General features: G+C 64.1%; 22 protein-coding genes. 7 read left to right on the top strand and 15 right to left on the bottom strand.

Annotation, left to right across the window (positions count from 1 at the left end):
• Positions 1-2: 2 nt before the first annotated feature.
• The 6 genes from shn_RS27025 to shn_RS27000 are packed head-to-tail and all read right to left on the bottom strand — an operon-like array spanning position 3 to position 7,701.
• Entirely contained in the window at positions 3-584 is a 582-nt protein-coding gene (locus shn_RS27025) for a nitrous oxide reductase accessory protein NosL (RefSeq protein WP_064333611.1), read from the bottom strand.
• The gene (locus shn_RS27020; RefSeq protein ID WP_064333610.1) at positions 581-1,402 is read right to left on the bottom strand and encodes an ABC transporter permease; all 822 of its coding nucleotides are present in this window, start codon (positions 1,400-1,402) and stop codon (positions 581-583) included. Before shn_RS27020 ends, shn_RS27025 begins: the two co-directional genes overlap by 4 nt.
• Positions 1,399-2,298: an ABC transporter ATP-binding protein gene (locus shn_RS27015; protein ID WP_064333609.1), complete on the bottom strand. Its 900-nt coding sequence runs from the start codon at positions 2,296-2,298 to the stop codon at positions 1,399-1,401. The genes shn_RS27020 and shn_RS27015 overlap by 4 nt, the downstream gene beginning before the upstream one ends.
• On the bottom strand, positions 2,264-3,592 hold the full coding sequence (locus shn_RS27010) for a nitrous oxide reductase family maturation protein NosD (RefSeq protein WP_064333608.1): 1,329 nt from the start codon (positions 3,590-3,592) through the stop codon (positions 2,264-2,266). Before shn_RS27010 ends, shn_RS27015 begins: the two co-directional genes overlap by 35 nt.
• 2 nt (positions 3,593-3,594) lie before the next feature.
• Positions 3,595-5,514, bottom strand: coding sequence for a TAT-dependent nitrous-oxide reductase (gene nosZ / locus shn_RS27005; RefSeq protein WP_064333607.1), 1,920 nt, complete (start codon positions 5,512-5,514; stop codon positions 3,595-3,597).
• Positions 5,515-5,529: 15 nt separating this feature from the next.
• On the bottom strand, positions 5,530-7,701 hold the full coding sequence (locus shn_RS27000; RefSeq protein WP_064333606.1) for a NosR/NirI family protein: 2,172 nt from the start codon (positions 7,699-7,701) through the stop codon (positions 5,530-5,532).
• Between the two features lie 223 nt (positions 7,702-7,924).
• Here shn_RS27000 and shn_RS35275 point away from each other — a divergent pair, with 223 nt between their 5' ends.
• A complete protein-coding gene (locus shn_RS35275; RefSeq protein ID WP_168168974.1) occupies positions 7,925-8,248 on the top strand; it encodes an Rrf2 family transcriptional regulator in 324 nt (107 codons plus the stop codon).
• A 153-nt stretch (positions 8,249-8,401) separates the two neighbouring features.
• Here the strand turns inward: shn_RS35275 and dctP are convergent, their stop codons facing one another.
• The 3 genes from dctP to shn_RS26985 form a co-directional block, all read right to left on the bottom strand.
• Positions 8,402-9,487: a TRAP transporter substrate-binding protein DctP gene (dctP, locus tag shn_RS26995; RefSeq protein WP_084438542.1), complete on the bottom strand. Its 1,086-nt coding sequence runs from the start codon at positions 9,485-9,487 to the stop codon at positions 8,402-8,404.
• 245 nt (positions 9,488-9,732) lie between these two features.
• The gene (locus shn_RS26990) at positions 9,733-12,879 is read right to left on the bottom strand and encodes an efflux RND transporter permease subunit (RefSeq protein ID WP_064333605.1); all 3,147 of its coding nucleotides are present in this window, start codon (positions 12,877-12,879) and stop codon (positions 9,733-9,735) included.
• A gap of 9 nt (positions 12,880-12,888) precedes the next feature.
• Entirely contained in the window at positions 12,889-14,139 is a 1,251-nt protein-coding gene (locus shn_RS26985; RefSeq protein ID WP_064333604.1) for an efflux RND transporter periplasmic adaptor subunit, read from the bottom strand.
• A 269-nt stretch (positions 14,140-14,408) separates the two neighbouring features.
• Here shn_RS26985 and shn_RS26980 point away from each other — a divergent pair, with 269 nt between their 5' ends.
• Both shn_RS26980 and shn_RS26975 read left to right on the top strand, forming a co-directional pair.
• A complete protein-coding gene (locus shn_RS26980; RefSeq protein WP_064333603.1) occupies positions 14,409-15,128 on the top strand; it encodes a response regulator in 720 nt (239 codons plus the stop codon).
• A complete protein-coding gene (locus shn_RS26975; RefSeq protein ID WP_084438540.1) occupies positions 15,125-16,528 on the top strand; it encodes a cell wall metabolism sensor histidine kinase WalK in 1,404 nt (467 codons plus the stop codon). The genes shn_RS26980 and shn_RS26975 overlap by 4 nt, the downstream gene beginning before the upstream one ends.
• A gap of 52 nt (positions 16,529-16,580) precedes the next feature.
• On the opposite strand, the gene shn_RS26970 is transcribed toward shn_RS26975, so the two are convergent.
• On the bottom strand, positions 16,581-17,189 hold the full coding sequence (locus shn_RS26970; protein ID WP_168168973.1) for a TetR/AcrR family transcriptional regulator: 609 nt from the start codon (positions 17,187-17,189) through the stop codon (positions 16,581-16,583).
• A 137-nt stretch (positions 17,190-17,326) separates the two neighbouring features.
• Between shn_RS26970 and shn_RS26965 the strand changes: the two genes are divergently transcribed.
• Positions 17,327-18,304, top strand: coding sequence for an aldo/keto reductase (locus shn_RS26965; RefSeq protein WP_064333601.1), 978 nt, complete (start codon positions 17,327-17,329; stop codon positions 18,302-18,304).
• Between the two features lie 374 nt (positions 18,305-18,678).
• Here the strand turns inward: shn_RS26965 and shn_RS26960 are convergent, their stop codons facing one another.
• The 4 genes from shn_RS26960 to shn_RS26945 form a co-directional block, all read right to left on the bottom strand.
• Positions 18,679-19,437 (bottom strand): ABC transporter ATP-binding protein, encoded by a 759-nt coding sequence (locus shn_RS26960; protein ID WP_064333600.1) that lies wholly within the window; start codon positions 19,435-19,437, stop codon positions 18,679-18,681.
• Between the two features lies 1 nt (position 19,438).
• Positions 19,439-20,284, bottom strand: a complete 846-nt coding sequence (locus shn_RS26955) for an ABC transporter permease (RefSeq protein WP_371328624.1) — start codon at positions 20,282-20,284, stop codon at positions 19,439-19,441.
• A 5-nt stretch (positions 20,285-20,289) separates the two neighbouring features.
• The gene (locus shn_RS26950; RefSeq protein ID WP_064333599.1) at positions 20,290-21,261 is read right to left on the bottom strand and encodes an aliphatic sulfonate ABC transporter substrate-binding protein; all 972 of its coding nucleotides are present in this window, start codon (positions 21,259-21,261) and stop codon (positions 20,290-20,292) included.
• A gap of 364 nt (positions 21,262-21,625) precedes the next feature.
• A complete protein-coding gene (locus shn_RS26945; protein ID WP_064333676.1) occupies positions 21,626-21,955 on the bottom strand; it encodes a helix-turn-helix transcriptional regulator in 330 nt (109 codons plus the stop codon).
• 79 nt (positions 21,956-22,034) lie between these two features.
• Between shn_RS26945 and shn_RS26940 the strand changes: the two genes are divergently transcribed.
• Complete coding sequence (locus tag shn_RS26940; RefSeq protein WP_084438538.1) at positions 22,035-22,385, top strand: putative quinol monooxygenase; 351 nt, start codon at positions 22,035-22,037, stop codon at positions 22,383-22,385.
• 87 nt (positions 22,386-22,472) lie between these two features.
• On the opposite strand, the gene shn_RS26935 is transcribed toward shn_RS26940, so the two are convergent.
• Positions 22,473-23,804: an NAD(P)/FAD-dependent oxidoreductase gene (locus tag shn_RS26935; protein ID WP_064333598.1), complete on the bottom strand. Its 1,332-nt coding sequence runs from the start codon at positions 23,802-23,804 to the stop codon at positions 22,473-22,475.
• A 202-nt stretch (positions 23,805-24,006) separates the two neighbouring features.
• On the opposite strand from shn_RS26935, the gene shn_RS26930 reads away from it, so the two are divergent.
• Together shn_RS26930 and shn_RS26925 are read left to right on the top strand one after the other, a co-directional pair.
• Entirely contained in the window at positions 24,007-24,573 is a 567-nt protein-coding gene (locus tag shn_RS26930; protein ID WP_064333674.1) for a sigma-70 family RNA polymerase sigma factor, read from the top strand.
• Complete coding sequence (locus tag shn_RS26925) at positions 24,570-25,223, top strand: ChrR family anti-sigma-E factor (protein ID WP_064333597.1); 654 nt, start codon at positions 24,570-24,572, stop codon at positions 25,221-25,223. The genes shn_RS26930 and shn_RS26925 overlap by 4 nt, the downstream gene beginning before the upstream one ends.
• The last annotated feature ends 3 nt before the right edge of the window (positions 25,224-25,226 follow it).

Below are 25,226 nucleotides of genomic sequence, written 5' to 3'. Positions count from 1 at the left end.
GCTCAGCCTCCGGCTTTGTTGGGCAGGGTGCGCAGACGGCTATCGAAATCCGCGTCGTCGGCCCCTTCGTCCGCGCCGGTCTCCACCGGCGTCAGGACCATGTCATCGCTGATCTCGGCGAAGACCAGCAAGCGCCCGCCCTCGGCTGCGGCGAAGGCCTCCGCGCGCTCCCGGCTGGAAAAGGGTACGGTCTCCGGCGCGCCCATGCCGCCCGCGCGGGCGGAGCCGACGACGTAGAAGGCCTTGTCGACGGGGATCCAGTTGCCGGCGCCAGGCTGCTCCCATGTCGCACCCGTCCGGCCCATGTCGTTGACATAGACGGCGAGGATCGGCGCGACCTGCTCAGGCCCGCGCATATAGGCGATGGCGTCGCGCACCTGGCTGAAGAACAGCGGCGCGGGATAGCCCTCCAGGAAGACCTGCGCCTTGGGGCCGGGATGCTCCAGAAGATTCATCTGGCAATAGTGGCCGAGGGTTTGCGCGTTCATGTCCTGCGGCGCGGTGCTCTGCACCGCCTCTTCCTTGCAGGCGGTGAGCAGCGCGAGCATTGCCACGAGCAGCACGGGGCGAAGACGGTTCCTCATGGCGTCACCTTCCGGAAGGCGCTGACGGCGAGCGCGATTGCCGCAAGCGGCCAGAGAAGCAGCGAGGCGGCCGATTGCCAGAGCGGGATCGCGCCCGCCGCCCCGCCGATGCCGCCAGCCGCCGCGACGGCCTCGGCCGCCGAGAGATTGAAGACACGGAAGGCGTCGGCCGGATTGGCGAGCAGCGCCGCCGGCAGCGCCCGCGTCGTGAACTCCCCGCCCCCGTCCGTGACGATCAGCGCCAGGAGCGCCAGGTCGTAGAGCACCACGGCCACCAGCCAGAGCGCGATGGCCAATCCCGCGGCCCCCGACGGACGCCGCGCCAGCGCGGAGAGCGCATAGCCCGCGCCGAGGAAGGTCGCGCCCAGCAGCACCGAGGACCAGATCAGCCGCCACAGCGAGCCGAAGCCCCCGATGGCCGCCGGATCGGTCCAGACGGCCACCAGCGCCGCCGTGCCATAGCCGAGCGTCACCGCGAGGGCGAGGATCGCCAGATGCGCGGCGAGCTTGCCGAGCAGGATCTGAAGGCGCGAGACGGGATAGGTCAGCAGCAGCGGCAGCGTGCCGCGCTCCACCTCGCCCGCCACCGCGTCAAAGCTCATCAGCAGCGCCAGCAGCGGCACCAGGTAGACGGCGAGCGAGGTGAGCGAGGCGACCGTCACGGAGAGCCGGTCGACGCCGATATCGCCCGTCGGAGCGGAGCCGGCGGCGGCGAGCACCAGCGCGAACAGCACCATCATGCCGGTGGCGATGGAGACCCAGCGATTGCGGAAGGCGATGCGGAATTCCGAGGTCGCGGTGGCGAGGATGCGGCTCATTGCCCGTCCCTCCGGCTGAAATGGCTGTAGATGTCCTCAAGGCTCGGCGGAATCACGTCGAGGTCGGCGACCGCGCCGCCGAGCGCCGAAATGCGGGCGAGGAGCGGCAGCTTCTCCGCCTGCACGCAGGAAAGGCGGATGAGCCCATCCGGCCCGGCGACCGCCTCGGGAAGGGCTGCCGACAGCGACGGCGCATGGCCGCCGGCCGGGCGGACCAGAAACGCGACGGGCAGCGCGGCGCGGGCGCGCAGGTCCGCCAGCGTGCCTTCCGCCACCAGGTCCCCGCCGGACAGGATGAGGATGCGGTCGGTGCGCGCCTCCACCTCGGTCAACACGTGAGAGGACAGGAGGATCGCGGTTCCCTCGGCGGCAAGGCCGTCGAGCAGGTCGTAGAAATCGCGCCGCGACACCGGGTCGAGGCCGGAGGTCGGCTCGTCCAGCACGAGGAGGCGCGGGCGGCCGATCAGCGTCTGGGCAAGGCCGACGCGCTGGCGCATGCCCTTGGAATAGGTGCCGATGCGCCGCCGCGCGGCGTGGGCGAGGCCGACGCGCGAAAGAAGCTCCATGGCCTGGCGCGGGTTCTCCCCGCGCAGCGCCAGATAGTGGCGAAGCTGCTCCTCGCCGGTCAGCGCCGGGTGGAAGGCGACGTTTTCCGGCAGATAGGCCACCTCCGCCCGCGCGGCCGGCGAGCCGGGCAGCGCGCCGCAGACCGAGACCTCGCCGCCGTCGTAGGGAATGAGGCCGAGGACGATCTTCATCATCGTCGACTTGCCCGCACCGTTATGGCCGAGCAGGGCGGCGCGCTTTCCCGCCTCCAGCGTCAGCGAAACGGCCTTCAGCGCCTCCACGTCGCCGAAGCGCTTAGTGAGCCGGGAGATTGTCAGGGTCGCTGTCATCATGGTTTCCTTCGGCCCAGCGGCTGGCGGCCTCGGCCTCGAAGCCGAGGATGTCGGGCGGGACGGATATGGTGAGGGGGCGCATCAGCGGCGCGCTGTCGCGCACGCCTCCGGGCAGCGTGGCGGGAAAGTCCCGCTGGCTCCAGCGCACGAGCTGCACGGCGGGCGAGCCGATGAGGAGGCTCGCGGCCGGCTGCGACCAGAGGATCTGGTCCATCAGGTCGTTGGGCCGGTAGAAGCTGTCGGCAAGGCCGTCGCCGTTGAGGTCGAAGGCCGGGTGATCGGACCAGAAATTGCCCCGGCCCTCATGGCTCCATTCCATGTTGCGCGTGCCGACATATTTCACCTGCTCGCGGTTGGCGATGAAGGCATTGCCGGTGAGCACGTTCTTCTCCGAGCCGGCGGTGAAATGGATGCCGATGCCGCAGCCCTCGAACCGGTTGTCCCAGAGGAGGTTCTTGTGGGCATTGTAGATGAAGAGGCATTTCTTTGTGCCGCCGCGCACCAGATTGCCCGTCACGTCGGCATTGTTGGCATAGTTCAGCATCAGCCCGTGCTCGCGGTCGCCGAGGCTGAGATTGTTCAGGATCTTCGCCCGATCGGAGAACATGATGGCGAAGCCGAGATGGTTGCCGATGGAGACATTGCCGGAGACCTCGGTGTTGCGCGTGTACATGAAATGCACGGCGAAGCGCAGGTCGCGCATCACATTGCCGCGATAGATGCTGTCAGCGCTGGCATTGGAGAAGATGCCGTCGCGGCCGTAGCGGATGACATTGCCCTCCAGCAGCGTGCCGGGGCTGTTCCAGACATAGATGCCGTTGCCGCGCTCGTTCATGCGCGGGCTTTTGGTGCCGACGATCTCGTTGCCGATGACGGCGGCGTTACGGCCGCCATGCACGTCGATGCCGTGCATGTTGCCGGTGACGAGCAGCTTTTCGATGCGCGCGCGATCGGCGCCCTGGAGGATCTTCACCCCGGCGTCGAGGTCCTGGTTCACGCGGCCCGAGCCGGTGACGGTGAAGCCGGTGAGGGTGACGTCGGGCGCGGCAATCGTCACGACGCTGCCCTGCCCTTGCCCGTCGATCACGGCCCCGCGCGGGCCAAGAATGGTGAGCGGCCGGTCGATGGTGACGGGGCCGACATAGGCCCCGTCGGTCAGTGTCAGCACATCGCCGGGCGCCGCCCCGGCGATGGCCGCCGCGAGGCTGCCCGTACCCGGCGCGACGGCGCGCTCCGCCGCTGCGAGCGGCGAGGCGAGAAGAAGGCCGATCAGGAGGACGGGCAGGCGCATCGTCAGGCCTCCTTCGGTTCCACGAACATGCGGCCGCGCATTTCCATGTGCAGGGCATGGCAGAACCACTGGCAATAATACCAGTAGACGCCCGCATTGGCGGCGACGAAGGTGACGGAACTCGTCTGCTGCGGCCCGACCTCAATGGCCACGCCATGGTTGCCCATGGTGAAGCCGTGCGTCAGATCGTCGATCTCGTCGAGATTGGTGACGATGACCGTGACCTCGTCGCCCTCCTTGACCGTGAAGCTTTCCTGGCTGAAGTTCGGCGCGGTCGAGGTCATGTAGACGCGCACCCTGTTGCCGTCGCGGATGACCTCGTCGGTCCATTCGTCGATGTTGACGCCGTCGGCCTCCGCCTGCTTGCGCGTTTCGGCCCACATCGGATCGTTGCGGTCCCAGGTGGAGCGGATGTTCGCCATGATCGAGGGCGCGACGGCGATGGCGTCGTGCGGCTCGGCGAAGTTCGGGCCATCGTGCACCAGCTTCATCCTGTCGCCGGAGATGTCGATGAGCTGGTCGTTCTCCGGCTTCAGCGGGCCGACATTCAGGAAGCGGTCCTTGGAGAACTTGCACAGGCACACCAGCCAGTCGTTGGCCGCGTCCAGCGTCTCGCCCATCACGGTCTTCAGGTGGCCGGGCTGGTACTGCACGTCGAGCTTGTCCCTGATCGGATCGACCTTCTCGCCGGCATAGGCGCGGATGGCGTCCTCGATGTTCCACTTCACCACCTGGCTGTCGAGGAAGAGCGAGGTATAGGCGTTGCCGCGCCCGTCGAAGGCGGTGTGCAGCGGGCCGAGGCCGAGTTCCGGCTCCGCCACCACGGCGCTGCGCGGCTCGGCGTTCTCATGGAAGAGGGCGTCGAACTTCGTCACGTCGAGCACGGTGACGGTGGGCGAGAGCTTGCCGCCGATGCACAGGTGCTTTTTGTCCGGCGCCATGTTGCAGCCGTGCGGGTTGTTGGCGATGGGGATGTAGCGGGTGAAGAGGGAGTTGGCTTCCTTGCGGCCGTCCAGCACCTTGACGCCGTTTACCTCCTCGTACTGGCCGGCGGCGATGGCCTTCTCGATCTCGGCGATGTTGAAGACGACGACGTGGTCCATCTCGGACTTGGTCATCTCCTCCAGCGTCATGCCCATTTCCGAGTTGTAGGACGTGGAGAACGCCCACTTGCCCTCATAGTCGGCATCGCAATTGTCGAGGTTCCCCGAGACCTGCACCTGCCAGGCGACGTCCCACTTGTCCGCATCGACCGCCGTGAAGATGTTCACATAGGTCGAGACATCCGTCATGGTCGCACCGTCGTTGTCGAGCGGCGCCTCGTCCTCGCCGTTGCAGAAGACGTAGTTCGAACGCGGCCATTTCTGCGGACGCATGCCGTGGATGCCCTTGGCGTTCGGGATCTCCAGGATGGCATCGGTCTTCATCACGTCGCAGCGCACGCGGGCGACGCGCGTATTGGCCTTGTCGTTCATGAAGAGGTAGCGGCCGTCGTACTTGCCGTCGGTAAAGGACATGTGGACGTGGTGCAGGTCGCCGTTGTCGTGGATCTGCCTGCCGTTGGCGGCGAGCTGCTTCTTCGTCTTCTCCGTCATCGTGCGCTGGTGGATGCGGATCGACTCGTTCGTCTGGCCCCAGCCGGTGGCCGAGCAGCGGTTGAACACCGGCACGCGCATCAGTTCGCGCATCGAGGGGATGCCGAGGATGCGCATCTCGCCGGTCTGGCCCGAGGACCAGAAGCCGTAATAGTCGTCGAGCTTGCCGGGCGCGACGGAGCCGTCGCCTTCGGCGGCGCGCGCCGGGGTCGCGAGGCTCGCTGCACCGAGCCCGACCGTGCCCATCGTGCCGGCGAGAACGGCCGTTCCGGCCGTGGCGCTGAAGAGCGCTCGGCGGCTCAGTCCCTTGTGTTCCTTCGATTCCATGGTCGACTCCTTTGGTTAGACGTTGGCTTGTTGGACTTTGGCTGCGGGTTGGTGGATCGGGGCGCCGCCGGGACTTGCCGCGAGCCTGGCCCGGGATTTCATCTTCTTGATCACGACGGGGCACACGGTTTCGGACTGGTAGAGCACCTGACAGTGCAGGCAGTTGATGCACTCGTTCGGGTTGATCTCACCGGTCCTGTGGATGGCCTGCACCGGGCACTGGTTGGCGCAGGTCTGGCAGGGGTTTCCGCATTCGTGGTAGCGCTTGAGCCAGTCGAACATGCGCATGCGCGCGGGAATGGCGAGCGCCGCGCCGAGCGGGCAGAGATAGCGGCAGTAGAACCGCTCGACGAAGAGCCCGGCGACGAGAAGCGCGACGGCATAGGCGACGAACGGCCAGGCGCGGATGAACTTCAGGATGATCGCGGTCTTGAACGGTTCGATCTCGGCGAGATGCTCGGCCTGCTCGACGCTCATCAGCGACACGCCGAAGAGCCCGAGGAAGATCATGTACTTGATCGGCCAGAGCCGCTCGTGCAGGCCCCAGGGCAGGGTCCATTGCGGAATGCGCAGCTTGCGGGCGATCTGGTTGGTCAGCTCCTGCAGCGCGCCGAAGGGGCAGAGCCAGCCGCAATAGGCGCCCCGCCCCCAGAACAGCAGCGCGGCGGCGACGGCGAACCACAGGATGAAGGTCAAGGGATCGAGCAGGAACGCCTGCCAGCTAAAGCCGCTGACGAGGCTGCCGAACAGCGCCATCAGGTTGACGACCGAGAGCTGCGCATTGGCGTACCAGCCGAGGAAGACCAGCGTCACCGTCAGGAAGGCGATGCGGAAGATGTAGAAGCCCTTCGCGTTCCTGACCGCATAGGTCTGGAAGAAGAACACGCCCGTCAGCACCACCAGCATGGAGCCGAGGACGGCGATCTTCAGCTTGGAGTCGCGCCAGATGCGCTTCCAGAGGTCCGCCTGCGCCGCGCCCTCGGTCTGCGGAGAGACGACAGCGACCTCCCTTGCCGGCGGGGCGATGGCGGTGAGGTACTTCTGCGGGAGCCGGTAGCCGAGGTCGAAGGTGTGGAAGACCTTCTCGATAGCCCCCACCTCGCGCTGCGCCAGAAGCTGGATACGGAAGGGTTTCGCCGGATCGAAGCCGAGGCCGGCGGGAATGCGGAACAGGTCCATCTCGGAAAATTCGGGCGCACCGGCGAGCGCAATGCCGCCGAGGCGGCGATGGTCGCGGTCGCGGAAGCGCACGGAAACGTCGTCCTGGATCAGCACGATCCGGTCGAAGATGCCGCCGCGCACATAGCCCGAGCCCTTGAAGGAATAGAGCCCGCGCCCCACCGCCGCGACGGCGTTCTCACCCTCGCCCAGCCAGGCCTTGAGGTTGGCGTCTTCGGCCGGGCCGAGCAGCGCCTTGCCGATGGCGGGAACGGAGACCAGCGCCGCCTGCATGTCGATGAAGGTGGTCTGCGGCGGCTCAGGGATCGCGCGCTGGCGGGCGCGCGCGTCGGGATGCCCGGCGAAGGCGGCGTTGACCTGCGCGACGTCGAGCGACAGCCGGCGCAGGGTTCCGTCGCCCTCGGCCTCGGCCCAATCGGCGGGCGACGCGGCATCGGGGTCGATCTCGAAACGGGGGCCGGCGCTTTCCGCTTCCGGAGCCAGTCCGCCGAGGCCGAGCGCCCGCGCGACCTTCAGCCCCGAACGGACGATCGAATCGTCGATCACCATCACCGTCACGGTCGCGCCGGAGATGATGTCCACCTCATGCGCCGTGCCGCCGGATTTCGCCTCGGCGAGGAGGTCGAGCCCGGCATAGGCGGCGACCAGCGCCTTCACCTTCGCCTCGGGAATGCCGATGAGCACGATGGGCTCGGAATGCTTGACCAGCTGGACGCCGAGGATCTTCGCATCCGGGCCGACAGCCACCATCGTATGGATCGGCTTGCCGGAATAGCCGGTCGTTCCCACGAAGTCCGAGGTGACGAAGACCCAGCCGACGGTCTCCCCGCCCTTCAGCACGGGCGCGGCCGCGATATCGTCGCGCACGGAACCGAAGCCGTCCGCGCCGGGCACGAGATCGGAGGCGACCGCGGCGGGCAGATAATCCTGCAGCACCGTTGCCGCGCTGGCGGAGACCGCAAGGCACAGGCTGGCGCAGAGCAGAAGGACAAGACGGAGGCATTTCATTCCAGGACATTCCCGCAGTTCGTTACGGGCAGCTTTGGAGCGGCGAAGCCGACCAGTCGTTGAGCCAGAACAAACTTGGGACGGATCGGCCAGGGAGGGCCTTCCGGGCGGCCGCATCCCGCAATATGCGCCCCGATGCGGATGACGCTTCACACGGACCATGCCCTGCGCATGCCGATCTGCGTGGCGCCGCGGCCGGACGGCGTGTGCACGGGTGAACGACGTGGCCGAGGCCTACGGGCTTTCGCGCAACCACCTCCTGAAAGTGGCGCAGACCCTGCACCATCTCGGCCTCACCGAGACGACGCGCGGCCGGGTGGGCGGCATCGCGCTGGCGAAGGCGCCCACCGAGATCGCCGTCGGCACGCTGGTCCGGGCGACAGAAGAATATGCCGGTTCTGCGATTACCCCGGCATCGTGGTCGTCGTTCTCGCTGGCTTTTACATCACGATGCAAGGTTCTATCTTGCCGACAAAATCCACGATACCATCGTGACGAAGGCGACGGCACAGAGCCCGTCTCATCAAGCCCGACCAAGACCGCATAGATGCTTGCCATGATCATTGCCAGGCACAGACATTGACATCAGTCCGGCCCCTCTCTTTCCAAAGGTAACGACCCTAACGGATTGTTCCGAAGAGAGGCGGCCATCCCATAATCACAATCTCCGTTCTGTGGGAATCCTGAATCCCCACACGCCTTAGTCCATGATGTCGCGCATAATGGATCGAACTGCTTTCAGGGCAGGATCAACGCTTTCGTTCCCCTTGCTTTGCTGGCTCCGGACCCACGCGTCCTGGGCTTCCTGATATCTTGTGGCGGCCACCCACGGCTCGATTTCGGCCTTGTCGAGAACACGAACGGTCGCGCCCGCATCCTGCAGCTCCTGGATCTGGGCGTCAAAGCTGTTGTCCATCACCGATCCGAGAGTGGTATAGGCCGACTCCGCAGCCCGCCGGATGGCGTCCCTGTCGTCCTGCGCCAGCCCGTCCCAGGTGGTCTTGTTCATCGCCAGAAGATAGACGTGCCCGAGCCATAGATCCTTGGAAGCCAGAATATTGGGCGCGACCTCATGCACTTTCAGCATGTATCCGCTGTCGACGTTCACCATGAGCCCATCGATCGTCCCGGCTTGCAATGCGGCGGGGACTTCCGGGCCCCAGTGCATCGTGACGGGAGTGGCACCCACATTGGTGAGGAAATCCTGATGCCAGAAGCTGGCGGTTCGCCACCTGCCGCCGGAGACCTCATTCAATGAACCGAGGGGCTTCGTGCTGTAGAAGGCGACGGGGTAGCCGGTGCCGAAGTAAAGGGTGACGAGGTTGTTCTCGGTCATCTCCTCGGCGAATGCCGGAATCTCTGCATATACGCGCTTGAAGAATTCGATCTGTCCGTCGCCGGTCGGCCCCATGGGAAAGCCCTTGAAAATCTGGTGCAGCGGCATTTCGTTCGCCGAGTATTCGGGCACGACGGTGGATATGTCCACGACCTCGCCCGCCGCGACCGCACCGCGCGCATCATAGGCAATGGCAAGTTCTCCGTTCCAATGGTCATCGATTTTCAGACGGCCGTTCGACTCCTTCTCGATGGCGGGGAAAAGAACGTCCTTGAGAAAGCGGGTCCGCATGCCGCCGAGCGGCTCATGATCGCTATACACAAGAACTTTCGGCTCCTGAGCCACAACCGTCGTGTGGTTCAGCAGAAGCATGGAGGTCGCCACGGTCGCTGCAAGAAACAGCCGCCGGCTGGCTGCAATAAGGTCGAGTCTTTCTGTCTTTTCCAGCATTCAGAATGCCCTCGTCATGAGAAAGGTTGATGATCATAGAATCGCGGCACCTGAATAGTGCGGTGTCGTTCCGATAGAAGTTCGACGGTGACGACTTCGTCACGCACCTTGCTTCTGTGGCAAAGCTAACCGTCACTTGTCGCAGAGCTATGCCAAGCCCAGGAAAAACTGTATTAAATTGTAACTGTACCCCGCTTGGATTGCCTGGCATTTTTCCGGGCCTTTTGCGTCGCAAGCCCAGGCGGCTACTCGGCCGGCATCGTGAGGTTCGGGCGGCCCGCATCCACCGTGAGCCGGGATCGTCCCTTGAAAATCCTCCGGGTTGCGAAGAACAGAACGGGGATGAACAGGATGCCGAGGACAGTGGCGGAGATCATGCCGCCCATCACACCGATGCCGATCGAATTCTGGCTGCCGGAGCCGGCCCCATTCGCCGTTGCCAGCGGCAGAACACCGAGGATGAAAGCAAAGGAGGTCATCAGGATCGGCCTCAGGCGCTGGCGCGCGGCATCGAGCGTCGCCTCGATCAATGTCTTGCCCGCCGCCTGCTGCGCGATGGCGAACTCGACGATCAGAATGGCATTCTTCGCGGCAAGACCGATGGTCGTGAGCAGGCCGACCTTGAAGTAGACGTCGTTCGCCTGTCCGAAGAGTGTCGCGGCAGCCAATGCGCCGAAGATGCCGACGGGGACGGCGAGCATGACCGAAAGCGGGATGGACCAGCTTTCATAAAGTGCAGCGAGCGCCAGGAACACGACCAGCACGGAGATGGCATAGAGCTGGATGGCCTGGTTGCCCGCGAGCAGCTCCTGTGCCGAAAGACTCGTCCATTCGTGGGAGAATTCACGCGGCAGCAGCTCCATCATCCGGTCCACTTCCGTCATCGCCTGGCCCGAGCTTTTTCCGGCAGCGGCCGCGCCCTGGATCTGGACGGCGGATACGCCGTTGTAGCGCTCCAGCCGCGGTGAACCATAGGTCCATTTTCCGGTGGCGAAGGCCGAGAAAGGCACCATTTCGTCGCGGTTGTTGCGGATGTACCAGCGGTCGAAATCGCCAGGCTGCATGCGGAATTCGGCTTTCGACTGGACATAGACGCGCTTGACGCGACCGCGATCGACGAAATCGTTGACATAGGTGCCGCCCCAGGCAGTCGACAGGGTCGAATCGATGTCCCCCAGGCTGAGCCCGAGCGCACTTGCGCGCGCACGGTCGATCGATACGGAATATTGCGGCGTGTCTTCCTGGCCGTTGGGCCGGGTGCCGGTCAGTCGATCGCTCTGCGCCGCGAGGCCAAGAAACTGGTTGCGGGCGGCCATGAGCGCCTCGTGCCCTCTGTTTTCCGTATCCGTTATGAAGAAATCGAAGCCGGCGGAGCTGCCGAAGCCGGGTATGGCCGGCGGCGCCAGCGCGACGACCCGGGCATCGCGGATTTTTCCGAAAGCGGCCATTGCGCGGGCGGCGATTGCCTGCGCCGAGGATTGCGGTGTCGTGCGCGCATCGAAGTCCTTGAGCGCGATGAACGCGACGGCGACATTCTGGCCCTGGCCGCTGAAATTGAAGCCGACGGTGCCGAACACGCCGTCGACATAGTCCTTCTCCTCGTTCAGGAAGTGCCCGATCACGCTATCCAGCACGCGGGCGGTCCTGTCGGCGGTCGCACCGGGAGGAAGCTGGATCGTTGCGAGAAGACGGCCCTGATCCTCTTCCGGCAGGAAGCCCGTGGGCAGAGTGTTGAACAGCAGGCCGGTGGCAACGACCAGCCCGAAAAACGCCAGCATCGAGACGGCCGTCCACCGGATCAAAACATCGACGCTGCGCCTGTAAAGCTGTGCTGCCCACTCGAAACCGCGGTTGAACCAGCGGAAAACAAAAATCTTGCGCGCGTGGTGCTTCGGCTTGCGCAGGATCGTCGCACAGAGCGCCGGCGTCAAAATGAGCGCCACGAGCACGGACAGGATCATCGCGGTTACGATCGTGACGGAAAACTGGCGATAGATGACGCCGACCGAGCCCGAGAAGAAGGCCATGGGAATGAAGACGGCGGAGAGAACGGTGGTGATGCCGACCAGCGCACTGCTGATTTCCCGCATTGACTGGATGGTGGCCTCGCGCGGGCTCAGCCCCTCCTCCTCCATGACGCGCTCGACATTTTCGACGACGACGATGGCGTCGTCCACGAGAAGGCCGATCGCCAGCACCATGCCGAACATGGTCAGCGTGTTGATGGAATAGCCGAACAGGGCAAGCACGCCGAGCGTTCCCAGGAGAACGACGGGGACGGCCAGCGTCGGGATCAAGGTCGCCCGGAAATTCTGGAGGAAGATGAACATGACGACGAAGACCAGCGCAACGGCTTCGATCAGCGTGTGCACGACACCCTCGATGGAAAGCCGCACGAAGGGCGTGGTGTCATAGGGATACTCGACCTCCACATTGGCCGGCAGGCTGCCTTTCTGGCGCTCTATTTCCGCCCGGACCGCATCCGCGGTGTCCATGGCGTTTGCGCCGGTCGCCAGGCTGAAACCGATGCCCGCCGCGGGGTGACCGTTGTAGACCCCCGTCGTGGTATAGCTCTCCGCGCCAAGCTCGACCGTCGCGACATCTTTCAACTGGATGAGCGCTCCATCGTCCTCGCTCTTGAGAATGATGGCCTCGAATTCCTCCTTCGTCTGCAGCCGGCTGCCGGCCGTCACCGTGGCGTTGAGCTGTTGGCCGGCGCTCTGCGGGAGGGCGCCGAGCTGACCTGCCGAGACCTGCGTGTTCTGCGCCTGCAAGGCAGCCGTCACGTCGCTGGCGATCAACTGATACTTCGCCAGCTTGTCGGGATCGATCCAGATGCGCATGGCATAGCGGGAGCCGAAGATCTGGGTGTCGCCGACACCCGGCACGCGGCGCAGCGCGTCGTTGAGCGAAGCATCGATATAGTCGGCGAGATCGTTTGCCGACTGCCTGCCATCCGTCGACACGAAGGACGCGATCATGAAGAAGCTGGACGTCGACTTCGACACGGTGATGCCGGTGTTCTGCACGACCTGCGGCAGCCGTGACTGGACGAGCTGGAGATTGTTCTGCACCTGCATCTGCGCGACGTCGGGGTTGGCCGCATTCGTGAAGGTCAAGGAAATCGAGGCCTGGCCGGTCGATGTCGAGCTGGATGTGATGTAGTCGAGATTGTCGATGCCGGTCATGCCCTGCTCGATGACCTTGGTCACGGAATTCTCGACGGTCTGGGCATCGGCGCCGGGATAATTTGCCGTAATCCGCACTGTGGTCGGCGCGATCTGCGGATACTGCGAGACAGAAAGCGTGGTGATCGACAGGGCGCCCGCAAGCATCACGACGATGGCGATGACCCAGGCGAAGATGGGACGATCGATAAAGAAACGCGACATTTCAGGATCCTAGCGGGTGGCGATGCGAGACGCGTCCGACGAGAGACGAGTGATGCCCGTGTCATCCGATAGACGTTGCGCACTCTCGTTGGCAGCAACCACCTCCCCGGTCTGCTCGTCGAGCCGAACTGCGGTCACCACGACTTCCTGGCCGTTCTGCGCGCGCTGCAATCCGTCAATCACCAGGCGATCACCATTCGCGACCCCTTCATCGACCAGCCAGTTGTTTCCCAGGTTGCGTTCGACGACCAGCACCCGTTCTTCGATCCTGTTGTCGGCGCCGACGAACTTCGCAACGGCTTCGCCCCTGGGATTCCTTGAAACGGCACGTTGCGGCAACAGGAAACTGTTTTCCCGGAACCCTTCTTCGACAATGGCGCGGACATACATGCCCGGCATCAACAGTCCGTCGTTGTTTGGAAAGATCGCCCGGATCGTGAGCGTGCCGGTGGTGGGGGATACGGAGGATTCCGAAAACTTCAGCTTGCCGGGATAGGGGTAACGACTGCCGTCCTCGAGCAGGAGCTCGACGCTGACGAAGTCGCCATTCGTCCTGATCCTGCCCGCCGCGATCTCCCTGCGCAGACGCAAGAGGCTGGAGCTCGATTGAACGACGTCGACATTGATGAGGTCCAGTTGCCGGATCGTGGCCAAGGGCGCCGCCTGATCGGCGGTGACCAGCGCACCCGGCGTAACGCTGGACGCGTCGATGCGCCCGTCGATGGGCGCGCGGATTTTCGTGTATTCGAGATTGATGCGTGCGGTCTCAAGAGCCGCCGTCGCAGCGGCCACATCCGCCTGAGCCTGCAGCAGGGCCGTTTGCGCATTGTCGAGATCCTGCTGGCTGACGGCGTTGCGTGCCGTCAGGTTTCTGTAGCGATCGAGCCGAGACTGCGCGCCGGGTATGGCGCCATCGGCGCGCTGAAGGGCAGCCTCGGCATTCCTGTAAGCAGCCTCGAACGGCGCAGAGTCCAGTTCGTAGAGGATATCGCCCGCCTTGACGTCGCTGCCCTCCTCGAAATTCATGCTGCGGACGATGCCGCCGACACGCGGACGAACCTCGGAGACGAGGTGGGCGCTCGTGCGACCGGGCAACTCCGCCGTGAGCGTCACGGTCTGGGGGCGCAGCATCTGTGCGCCGATCTCCGGTTTCGGCAGGATGGGACGCGCTTCGACGGCCTCTCCCTCGCTGCAACCCGACAGCACAATGGCCATCGTTGCCCCAGTGAGCAGACGAAGAAACAGGTGTCGCACGATCATCGGGGATCCTTCTGGGCAAGGTCGTTTGTGGAACGCGTTGAAATGTCCGGGCAGCGGGAACTGCCGGATCGAAGCTTGGATAAGGCAAGGCTACCGGCTCTTTGTCGCAGAGATGTGCCAGGGAGGATGGAGACTGTATCAAATTGTAACCGGGCGGCGGCTTCGGTTGCAGCGCACCAAATCTGCGACACTTTAATACAATTTTTGGGGTGCCGGGCTCTCCCGCAACGGTATAGTTGAAGCGTGCTGCACCAAGTCCGAGAGGATGGATGACAAGCGAGCCCCACATTGTCGTCGTCGACGATCACCGCGAGATTCGCGATCTCGTGGCGGCCTATCTTTCCCGGCATGGTTTTCGCGTCAGCGTCGCGGAAAGCGGCGTCGCCCTCCGCAGGATTCTCGAACGGGGCACGGCAGACCTCCTCGTCCTGGACATCATGATGCCTGGGGAGGACGGCCTTTCGATCTGTCGGCAGATCCGTGGCAGCAACGACCTGCCGATCATCTTCTTGACCGCGATGGCGGATGACACGGACCGTATCATCGGCCTGGAGCTGGGCGCTGACGACTATCTGGTCAAACCGTTCAATCCGCGCGAACTGCTGGCCCGGGTCAGGGCGGTGCTTCGCAGGACATCCGGCGCTTCGCCTCCGCGGGAGGCGTCCAAGGATCAGATCATCGATTTTCACGGATGGCGTCTTCATGTCCGTCGACGGGAACTGCAATCCAGGGACGGCCTTGGCGTTGCACTCAGCACGGCCGAGTTCCGCCTGTTGAAGGTTTTCCTGGATCATCCGCATTCCGTGCTGACGCGCGATGAACTGCTGGACCTGACGGTCGGGCGAACGGCCGATCCGTTCGACCGGAGCATCGACAACCAGGTCAGCCGGCTGCGCAAGAAGATCGAACCCGATCCGAAGAACCCGACGATCATTCAGACGCACTGGGGCGGCGGCTACAGTCTTTCCGTCGAGGTGAGCGTCAAATGATGTTGTGGTGGAAGAAGAGCCTCGCCGGTCAGTTCATCGTCTTCATTCTGGCGGCGCTGTTCGTCGGCCAGACCATCGCCTTCCTGGTCTCCTCCAGGCAGCGCGAAGCCGCGATCAGGCAATCCGTCGAAAGCGACTTCGTAAACAGGACGGCTGCGCTTTCAAGCGTATTGGAAGCGGTTCCCGCCGACATGCGCCGCAATGTCCTTATCGCAAGCTCCACAGGCTATGCGCGCTTCTGGCTTTCGGATCGAGACCCTTCCGCCGATCCCCATGCCTGGTATGAAACGGCGCAGTCCTATCTCCGAGCATCTGCCTCCGACCTCATCCGATCGCAGGCCGCTGATGGATCGGCACCTGTCTCCAGCGGGGCAGCGCCCTCGTTGGGAGATCCCGACATCACCGGTTGGCATCCATTCGCAGCAGAGCCAGCCATTCCCCATGCCCAGTTTCTGCATTTTTCCAGCCAGGAAGGCATGGGCATCGTACAAAGGCTGAATGGCAACTCCTGGCTAAACGCCGTTTATTACAAGCCATCCCCGCCGTATATCTGGAGCAGCCAGTCGATGCTTTCGATCGGCATCACGGCGGTTGTTCTCAGTTTGATCGGCGTCCTGGTCGCCCGTCGGATCGCGCGGCCCTTGCGTCGCTTGACGATTTCCGCCGAGGCGCTCGGGCGCGGCGAGGCGATACAGCTATCCCCTCCCCGGGCGCCCGACGATATCCGTCAGCTTTACGAGGCCTTCGACCGAATGCAACTAAGGCTCCGACGCTTCGTCGATGACCGAACGCGCATGCTGGCGGCGATCGGCCATGATTTGCGCACGCCGCTCACGACATTGCGCCTGAAGGCCGAGTTCGTGAGCGACCCCGATCTTCAGAGCAAGATACTGGCGACCGTTGACGAAATGCAGACAATGACGGAAGCGGCATTGTCCTTTGCAAAGAGCGAGGCGACCGTGGAAAAAACCCGAACGGTCGACCTTGCGGCTCTCCTTGGCAGCCTCTGCGACGATCTTGCCGAGCTTGGCCACGATGTCGTCTTTCAGGAAACCGACAGGATCAGCTATCGCTGCCGCCCGGACAACCTCAAGCGGGCCGTGCGCAATCTGATCGAGAACGCACTGCGCTATGCAGGCCGCGCCGCCGTCAGGGTCGAAACACGTACGAACGCGATCGAAATACTGATCGAAGACGAGGGGCCGGGCATTCCGCCGAGCGAACTCGAGCAGGTGTTCACGCCGTTTTACAGGGTCGAAAGCTCGCGAAACCGGGAGACCGGCGGAGTGGGGTTAGGCTTGTCCATAGCAAGGGCGATAGCCCGTCATCACGGCGGGGATATCGTTCTGTCACCAAACAATCCGGGCCTGAAGGCAGCCGTTGTCCTGCCTGTCCTGTAACGCTGGCGAACATGATCGAACGGCGCGCGAGATGGCATCCTTGAGGCATTGCTCATTCACGCCGTCCCGCGTCTCGACCCGCAACCGGAAGAGCTTTCATGCCGCCAAGAACAAGGGCGACGATCTCGCGAAGCCTTGTCTCCCGGTTGTCCCGGGCCGTTTGGGCAATCAGCGTCGGATGATGAAATGCCGCCGTTGCCTCGTAAAGCATTTCGGCCTTCAAGCACGCATCCGAACCCTCGCGGGCAATTTTCGCCCCCGCCAGGAGACCGGCAAGCTGTTCCAGCAAGGTCCGCAGGTGGGCGACGACAAACGGCTTCTCACGCGCCGACGCGATGTCGAACGCATGAAGAGGCTCCGGATCGTCCAGCGCCGCCTGTCTCTTCATCTGGTAGAGGCCGACGAACCATTCCTCGATCCGCCTCTCGGGATCGATGTCGGAGGACGCGACAGCCGACATCGCGCATTCGACCCTCGACAGCCATCGTTCGATCACGGCGTCGAGCAGGGCCGCCTTGTCGGCAAAATGAGAATAGAGCGCTGCATGGCTTACGCGGATCTCCTTGGCGACGTCGATCAGCCGGACCTTGTCGAAGCCGACGAGGCGCATGCGCGCCAGCGCGGCATCCACGGCCTTTTCCTTCAACTCATCGGCGGACAAGCCCGTCCTCGGCATGCGCAAATCTCCCGGTTGACAATCGAATTAGTTACATATTACATATTTTGTAATTTGAAACAAGCAGCCAGCGCCGGCTCGATCCAGTGCATCCCGGCAAGCGGAGTTGAACAATGATAAACATGATCACCAGGCAATTGGGCAAGGGAGGCCCGGCGGTTTCGGCTCTCGGGCTGGGCTGCATGAGCTTCCGCATGGGAAGCGACGCCGGCGAGCAGGAAGCCGTCAGCACGATCCAGGCCGCAATGGATGCGGGATTTTCGTTTCTCGACACCGGTGATTTCTACGGAAGCGGCCAGAGCGAGATGCTCGTCGGGCGGGCCATTCGCGACAGGCGTGACAGTGCATTTCTCAGCGTCAAGTTCGGTGCGCAGGTCGCTCCGAACGGCCGCGTCATCGGTCTCGACGGACGCCCGAATTCCGTGAAGAATTTCGCCTCCTACTCGCTGAAGCGGCTCGGCGTGGATGTGATCGACCTCTACCAGCCCTGCCGGGCGGATCCCGAGGTACCCTACGAGGAGACGATCGGCGCGGTCGCCGATCTGATCCAGGAGGGCAAGGTACGCTATCTCGGCGTGTCGGAGGTCGGCGCCGACCTGCTCCGGCGGGCCCATCGCGTTCATCCGGTCACTGCGCTCGAAATCGAATATTCGCTGGCCTGCCGTTTCATCGAATCGGAGATTCTGCCGGTCGCGCGGGAACTTGGCATCGCCATCGTTCCCTACCGTATCCTTGCCGAAGGGCTGCTCGCCGGAACGCTCCCGAAAGAGGCGCCGCCCGAGGGAGCGCATTTCCTGGCGCCCCGCATGCAGGGGGAAAACTACACGCGCAACATGAAGACGGCAGCGGCTCTTGAAGCGATGGCCGCGCGCAAGGGTTTTACGCCGGCACAGCTTGCGCTTGCCTGGGTCCTGTCACGTGGCGACGACATCATACCTCTCGTCGGAATCAGTCGCCCGCGTCGTATCGCCGATAATGTGGCCGCACTGGATGTGACGTTCACACCGGAGGAGCTTCGCGAACTGGATCAGGCATTTGCACCGGGCTCGATCGTCGGCGCGCGTTACCCGGAGTTCGTCATGAAATGGGCGGCACGGTAGCGGCCTCGGTGCTCGTTCGCCGACGCAGGCCAGTCGCAGCCAGTCAGGAATCGAAGACGATGCTTGGAGAATGTACGATAGCTTCGCCGCGGGAAGCTCTCCAGTATCCCGGAAGAGAGGCCGACTGCGTCGCGGCATTGCGACCCTGGGTGGCGATCCTTTGCATCGCCCGCGAGGGTGTCCTTGCCGCTCTTGTCGAAGACCGATGCCTCAATGCCTGTGAAGAGCTTTTCACGCACTCGAAGCGGGCAGGCTGGAGCCGGGAGGAAACCGGGAGAGCCGCCCGCCATATCGCCCGTGAATTTGCTTGCGTGGATGCCGTCTGACCCTTCCGGGGAGTTCCCCCTTCCACGCCTCATGGCTACGGGCCATCGTCACTCCGCCGCATCGGCGCGAAGCGGATAGCGCAGCGAGCGGTCGAGCGCGGCGCGAAGCTCGCGTTTCACGGCTTCGAAGTCGTCGGCATCGCGGTTGCGAGGCCGTGGCAGGCAGACATCGACGACGGCGTCGATGCGGCCCGGCTTCGGGCGCAGGACGATGACGCGATTGGCAACGACCAGCGCCTCCTCGATGTCATGCGTCACCAGCACCAGCGTCGGACGACTTTTCTCCCAGAGCTCGACCAGATGATCCTGGAGACCCGCGCGCGTGAGCGCGTCCAGCGCCGAGAAGGGTTCGTCGAGCAGCAGCACGCTCGGCCGCGTGACCAGCGCACGCGCGAGCGCAACGCGCTGGGCCATGCCGCCGGACATTTCCCGCGGCCATTTTCCCGCCTGTTCGCCGAGTCCGACGCTGTCGAGCACCGCGGCCATGCGGCTCTTGCGCTCGCCGTCCGGCACGCCCTCGATCCCGAAGGCGACATTGTCGCCGACGTTGAGCCACGGCAGCAGCCGGGGCTCCTGGAAGACGAGACCGACAGCGGGATGCGGTTCACAGATGCGCTCGCCGTCGACACGGGCTTCGCCGAGGGTCGGCTGTTCGAGGCCGGCGATCAGGCGAAGAAGCGTGCTCTTTCCGCAGCCCGAGCCGCCGACGATGGCGACAGCCTCGCCGCTGTCCACGGTGAGGGTGAAATCCTGCAGCGCGGCGGTGCCGTTGCCGTAGGTCTTGGAAAGGTGCCGCAGTTCCAGCATGTCAGTGCGTCGCCTCGTAGGAATCCTGCCAGCGCAGGAAAGGCGCGCTCGCGGCCACGATCAGCGCATCCGTGATCTTGCCGATGACGGCGAAGACGAGGATGGCGGCGACGATCTGGTCCGGCTTGCCCAGTTGCTGACCGTCGACAAGCAGATAACCGAGCCCCTGCGAGGCGCCCATGATCTCGGCGGCGACGACGAACATCCACCCGAGGCCGAGGCCCGTGCGCAAGGCGAGCACGACATTGGGAAGGATCGCCGGAATGAGGATACGGCCGACGAGCCTGTAGCCCTTGAGCCGGAAGATCCGGCCGACCTCGACGATCTTGCGGTCCACGCCGAGCACGGAAGCGGCAACGCCGAGATAGACCGGGAAGAAAACGCCGACGGCGATAAGGGCCACTTTCGATTCCTCGAAAATACCGAGCCAGAGGATGAAAAGCGGAACCCAGGCAAGCGACGGAATGGCCCGGAGCCCCTGGATGCTGGGATCGACGAGGGTGCGGAACAGGCGCGAATATCCGGCCGCCGCCCCGATCAGGATGCCGGTCAGGGCGCCGATGAGAAAGCCTACGGCGACGCGCCACAGCGTCGCGCCGATATGAAGCAGGAGCTCGCCGCCCTCGCTGAGCGACCAGAGCATTGCAGCGATGCGGCTTGGCGGCGGCAGCAGGCGGCCCTCGGCCCATCCGGCCTGCACGACGACCTCCCAGCCGGCGGCAAGGGCGACGGGCAGGACCGCGCCGAGCGCGACCCTGTATCGCCAGCCTCCGGTCGCCGGGATGCCCGCGGGGGCTTGCGCCTTCGCGGGCAGGACCGGCATTGCGGTGTCGACGGCCGTCATCATGCGCCTCAGTTGGTGGCCAGCTTGAAGCTTGGATCGATGAGCGCGTCCACCACGGCCTTCACGTCCACGCCGGCATCGACCACGCCCGCCCGTTGCAGGGCAAGACCGGCCTCGAGGATGGTTGCCTTCTGCTCGTCTCCAATCGCGCTGTGGGTGATGTCGGTACGCTCGATCTGGCGGGCGATGACGTTTTCCGGCAGCTTTGCGACCTTGACGAGCGCTGCAGTCAGTTCGGCGGGGTTTTCGAGCGCATGTTTACGGGCTCTCTCATAGGCGGCCAGCACCCGCTCGACGAGTTGCGGATTCTCGCTGGCAAAGGCCTCGCGGACATTGAGGACGCCCCAGGTATTCAGCTCGGGCTTGCGATAGAACAGTTCGGCGCCATCTTCGACCTCGGCGGCCGCCGTCAGCGGATCGAGGCCCGCCCAGGCATCCACGTCGCCACGCACCAGCGCGGCCTTGCCGTCCGCATGCTGCAGCAGCACGAACTCGACGTCCTTGTCGGTCAGGCCGTGATCGGCCAGCGCGCGGATGAGGAAGATATGCGGATCAGTGCCGCGCGTGACGGCGACGCGCTTGCCTTTCAGATCCTCGACCTTGGTGATCGGGCTGCCCTTCGGCTTCACGAGAGCGGTCCATTCGGGGCGCGAATAGACATAGACGGATTTGATCGGATTGCCGTTGATCTTGCCGACGAGGGCCGCGGCACCCGCTGTCGAGCCGAAGTCGATCGAACCCGCGTTCAGGAATTCCAGGGCCTTGTTGGAGCCCTGCGACTGTATCCAGCGCACCGAAACGCCGTCCTCCTTCAGGCTTTCCTCAAGCCAGCCCTTCTCCTTCAGGAGCAGGCCGACGGGATTGTAGGTGGCGAAATCGATGGTGATTTCCTTGACCTCGGCCTGCGCGGGAGCAGCAAGCCCGAACGATGCGATAGCGGCAAGGGCAAGAAGCATACGGGATAGGCTGAAACGCGACATGAAAACGGCCTCCTGAAAACAGTTGCCGGCAAATGTGCGGCACCTTCATATTATAAAATCTATAAAATACATGTATTATGTCAATTCATCGGGAGGAATGATTATTTCCTTATTGGAGACGGGCGCAGCCACTTTTTCCCCGATACCGTCCGGCATCAGCGGTTTTCTTTCAGCGTTTGACCTGCCCCCGAGGTCGATCCGCAAAACCTCCAGCCAATCCGCCGAAGAAGCGCACCAGTCTGGCGGCGCGCTTTCGAGAGCCTCTTTCGTATCCTCGTGTCAGTCCGGCAAAACGGCTTTCCATCCTGCTTTCAATTTCGTCGCAAACGGTCGCCTTTGGCAGGGGCGCGGGCGGGCTGCCCGGCTATATCTTGCGCTGATGGTCAGCGCCCTCGGCCCTGATCAGATCCAGGAGGCCGGGCAGGCGCCGGTCGATCTCCTGGCTTCGCAATGTCGCCGCCCGGCTGTTTCCGCGATTGACCTGCCGGATCAGCCCCGACTCCCGAAGAACGCGGAAATGGTGCGTCAGCGTCGCCTTGCTGACGGGCAGCCCGAACGATGCGCAGGTCCGCTCCGTCCCCGGCGGGGCCTGCGCCAGCTCCATGACGACACGCCGACGCAGGGGATCCGCCAGCGCCGACAAGACGTCCCCGAGTGCAATTTCGTCTTCCGCCGGATGACCTTCGCTGTCCATGTCTCTCCACAAAGGTATGTATTGCATCATACCTATACAGGTGGTAGGTACGCTTTCCATCGTACCAAAAGGAGGTGCCATGTCCAGAACTGTCTTCAGTCTTCCCGCCCAGGATGCAGATGAAACCGGCCCCTACGCGCTTGCCGGCCAGGCCCGCGCCAAAAGCGGCAAGGCCGACGAGCTGGAAGCCTGCCTCCTCGCCCTCGTCGATCCCACCCGCCGCGAAGAAGGCGTCTTGGAGTATCATGTGCACCGCGACCGGGCCGATCCCGAGCTTTTCGTCTTCTATGAGGTCTGGGAGAGCGCCGCGCACCTCCACGCCCATCTGTCCCAGCCCTATGTCCAGGACTTCCTCGGCAGACGCCACACGCTCCTTGCCGGCGACATGGAAATCCGCTGGCTGCGCATGGCAAGCGCGTATCAGGGATGACGCTTGAGGCGTCGCCGGCGCGCTGTTTCCGAAATGAATCCTGAGAAGGCTGCGGTACTCCGGCCGGGAAACGATCTTCCTGATGCTCTACACAGGCTGCAAATTCCGGAAAATACGGTCCGAATGCCCCGGAACGTTCCATGGCCGGTCGACCCCGCCAAGCGTTTCGCCGACAGCGAGGCCGGCCTGGATGGCGTCCTCATGGAAGCCGGAACCGAAATAGGAACCGCAGAACCATGTGTTGGATTGGCCTTGCAGCGACCAGAGCCGTCTTTGGGCCGCAAGCGTCGCGCCATTGAAAAGCGGATGCTGGTAGACGCCACGCCAGATCACCTTGTCCTGCGCCGGGGCGTGCAGCGGGCTCAGTGTCACGAACAGCGGATGCTCGCTTGCAATGCCCTGCAGGCGGTTCATCCAGTAGGTGACACAGGGTTTGCGCCGTTCGGCGCCGGCGCGGCCGGAGCGCGCGAGATAGTTCCAGCTCGCCCAGACGCGGCCGCGCCGCGGCATCAAGCTGCCGTCGCTGTGGAGAACCGTTTCGTTCAGCCCGTAGGAGAAGGCGCCGAGCACTTCGGCCTCGCGCTCCGACCGGTCGGCAAGAAGAGCAAGCGCATGGTCGGCATGGGTGCCGATGACGACGTGGTCGAACCATTCCGGCTCCGCGCCCGGCACGGTGATCTCCACCGCGCCGTTGACCCGACGGATCGCCTTGACGGGCGCATTCGTGCGGATGCGGTCGCGAAAGGGTGCCGTGAGCCGCGCGACATAGGCGCGGCTTCCCCCGTCCACGGTACGCCAGACCGGGCGGCGGAAGAATTTCAACAGACCATGGTTCTCGCAAAAGCGCACGAAGGAAACGGCCGGATAGTTGCCGATCTCGAGCGCCGGCGTCGACCAGATCGCGGCCGCCATCGGATAGAGGTGGTCCTCCCGGAAGGCTGTGCCGAAACCGGCGCCGTTCAGATAGTCGTCAAGGCTTGCCGACGGATCCAGGTCACGCACGCCCTCCGGCGCCTCCCGATAGAAGCGCACGAGATCATGCAGCATCGACCAGAAGCGCGGGCTCGCAAGGTTGCGGCGCTGGGCAAAGAGGCCTGCAAGACTGGTACCGGAATATTCGAGAAGACCGTCGTCCATGGAAACGGCAAAGGACATGTCCGAGGCCTTGGTCGGCACATCGAGATGGCGGAATAGCGCGGTCAGGTTGGGATAGGTCATCTCGTTGTAGACGATGAAGCCGGTATCGACCGGAGCGTCGCCCGCATCCACCGTATGACAATGTCCGCCGATCCGGCCGTCCGCCTCGAAGACCGTGACGTCGTGGCGCTTCGACAGCAGCCATGCCGCAGACAGGCCCGCGATGCCCGTCCCCACGACGGCGATTTTCAGGGACCGGTCGGATTGGGAAAAATGGCGCATCGGGTCTTCCTGCCGCTGTCGATCTACTATCGGACTTTCTATAGGGTCTACGAACGCGAAGCCCGGCCGGATCACCCGTCTCCGACATTTCGGGAAGAGTGATCCGCGGTGAGAACAGCCGCGTAAAAGGGACATGCATGATCATTCGAGCCACATCGAGAAAGAGGCCCGGCATGGTGTGCCGCCGAAGCGGTATGCCGTCGTGAGCCTCGTTGAAAACCGGCAGGCGCCGACGCCGGAAGAACTGGTCAGCCTGCTCCAGTCGGTCTCCCGCGACCGGGACCGGCAGGCCTTTGCGCTTGTCTTCCAGCATTTCGGTCCGCGCCTGAAGACATTCTTCCTGCGTTGGACCCTGTCAGCGGCGGTGGCCGAGGACCTCGTGCAGGAAACGATGCTGACCGTCTGGCGCAAGGCATCCTATTTCGACCCCGCGCGTGCCGGCGTCGCGACATGGATCTTCGCGATCGCCCGGAACATCCGCATCGATCACCTGCGCCGCCGGCGCGTCCCATCGAGCCTGCCGCCCGATCCCGAGGAGATTCCGGCCTCGGTCGAGGACCATATCCTCGGTGCGCAGCGGGACGAACAGGTCCGTCGTGCGCTTGCCGCACTCCCGGCCGAGCAGCAGACGATCATTCGTCTCTCCTATTTCACGGAGAAGTCGCAGAGCGAAATTGCCGAGGCGCTGGGCATTCCGCTTGGCACCGTGAAATCTAGAACACGCCTGGCGATGAACCGCCTGCGCGCGCTTTTGGAAGACAAGACATGACCACCAATCATCACGCAACCGACGAGACCCTGATGCGCTTTGCCGCCGGCACGCTCGCTGCGGGGCCGGCCATCGTCGTCACGGCCCATCTTGCGCACTGCCCCGCCTGCCGCGCCCGTGTCGGGGAATACCGGGCATTGGGCGGCGCCCTGCTGGAGAGCGCCGAGCCGACCTCCCTGTCGGCGGCGGCGCTGAGCGACGTGCTGGCGCTCATCGACGCGGAAGAAGCCGCCGCTCCCGTCGCCCCGTCGCCCCCTGCCCCCGTCGAGATCGAAGGCGTCCGGCTTCCCGATGCGCTGCGCGGCTGCGAGATCGGCCGCTGGCGCTGGATCGGTCCCGGCATGAAGATGAGCCGGGTCGGCATACCGCACGATCCCGATGCGAACCTCATTCTCCTGAAGGTCGGACCGGGCCGGGCCCTGCCCGATCACGGGCATGTCGGAACGGAGTTCACCTATATCGTCTCGGGCGCGTTCACCGACCGGTTCGGCACCTTCCGCCCCGGCGACCTCGCCGAATTGGACGAGGACGTGGAGCACCAGCCGATCGTCGACAAGGACGGCGAATGCATCTGTCTTGCCGCCATGGAGGGCAAGATGCGCTTCAAGGGCGTGATCGGCCGGATGCTGCAACCGATCTTCGGGATCTGAGCC

The organism is Shinella sp. HZN7, from assembly GCF_001652565.1.
Classification (GTDB): Bacteria; Pseudomonadota; Alphaproteobacteria; order Rhizobiales; family Rhizobiaceae; genus Shinella; species Shinella granuli.
Note: the sequence above shows the minus strand (reverse complement) of the source record. Positions and strands in the feature narration are given on the sequence as shown.

What these genes read in the sequence shown, in the direction of transcription:
- shn_RS27025 (WP_064333611.1), bottom strand. Translation starts at nt 584, where the DNA reads ATGAGGAACCGTCTTCGCCCCGTGCTGCTCGTGGCAATGCTCGCGCTG.
- shn_RS27020 (WP_064333610.1), bottom strand. Translation starts at nt 1,402, where the DNA reads ATGAGCCGCATCCTCGCCACCGCGACCTCGGAATTCCGCATCGCCTTC.
- shn_RS27015 (WP_064333609.1), bottom strand. Translation starts at nt 2,298, where the DNA reads ATGACAGCGACCCTGACAATCTCCCGGCTCACTAAGCGCTTCGGCGAC.
- shn_RS27010 (WP_064333608.1), bottom strand. Translation starts at nt 3,592, where the DNA reads ATGCGCCTGCCCGTCCTCCTGATCGGCCTTCTTCTCGCCTCGCCGCTC.
- nosZ (WP_064333607.1), bottom strand. Translation starts at nt 5,514, where the DNA reads ATGGAATCGAAGGAACACAAGGGACTGAGCCGCCGAGCGCTCTTCAGC.
- shn_RS27000 (WP_064333606.1), bottom strand. Translation starts at nt 7,701, where the DNA reads ATGAAATGCCTCCGTCTTGTCCTTCTGCTCTGCGCCAGCCTGTGCCTT.
- dctP (WP_084438542.1), bottom strand. Translation starts at nt 9,487, where the DNA reads ATGCTGGAAAAGACAGAAAGACTCGACCTTATTGCAGCCAGCCGGCGG.
- shn_RS26990 (WP_064333605.1), bottom strand. Translation starts at nt 12,879, where the DNA reads ATGTCGCGTTTCTTTATCGATCGTCCCATCTTCGCCTGGGTCATCGCC.
- shn_RS26985 (WP_064333604.1), bottom strand. Translation starts at nt 14,139, where the DNA reads ATGATCGTGCGACACCTGTTTCTTCGTCTGCTCACTGGGGCAACGATG.
- shn_RS26980 (WP_064333603.1), top strand. Translation starts at nt 14,409, where the DNA reads ATGACAAGCGAGCCCCACATTGTCGTCGTCGACGATCACCGCGAGATT.
- shn_RS26975 (WP_084438540.1), top strand. Translation starts at nt 15,125, where the DNA reads ATGATGTTGTGGTGGAAGAAGAGCCTCGCCGGTCAGTTCATCGTCTTC.
- shn_RS26965 (WP_064333601.1), top strand. Translation starts at nt 17,327, where the DNA reads ATGATCACCAGGCAATTGGGCAAGGGAGGCCCGGCGGTTTCGGCTCTC.
- shn_RS26960 (WP_064333600.1), bottom strand. Translation starts at nt 19,437, where the DNA reads ATGCTGGAACTGCGGCACCTTTCCAAGACCTACGGCAACGGCACCGCC.
- shn_RS26955 (WP_371328624.1), bottom strand. Translation starts at nt 20,284, where the DNA reads ATGATGACGGCCGTCGACACCGCAATGCCGGTCCTGCCCGCGAAGGCG.
- shn_RS26950 (WP_064333599.1), bottom strand. Translation starts at nt 21,261, where the DNA reads ATGTCGCGTTTCAGCCTATCCCGTATGCTTCTTGCCCTTGCCGCTATC.
- shn_RS26945 (WP_064333676.1), bottom strand. Translation starts at nt 21,955, where the DNA reads ATGGACAGCGAAGGTCATCCGGCGGAAGACGAAATTGCACTCGGGGAC.
- shn_RS26940 (WP_084438538.1), top strand. Translation starts at nt 22,035, where the DNA reads ATGTCCAGAACTGTCTTCAGTCTTCCCGCCCAGGATGCAGATGAAACC.
- shn_RS26935 (WP_064333598.1), bottom strand. Translation starts at nt 23,804, where the DNA reads ATGCGCCATTTTTCCCAATCCGACCGGTCCCTGAAAATCGCCGTCGTG.
- shn_RS26925 (WP_064333597.1), top strand. Translation starts at nt 24,570, where the DNA reads ATGACCACCAATCATCACGCAACCGACGAGACCCTGATGCGCTTTGCC.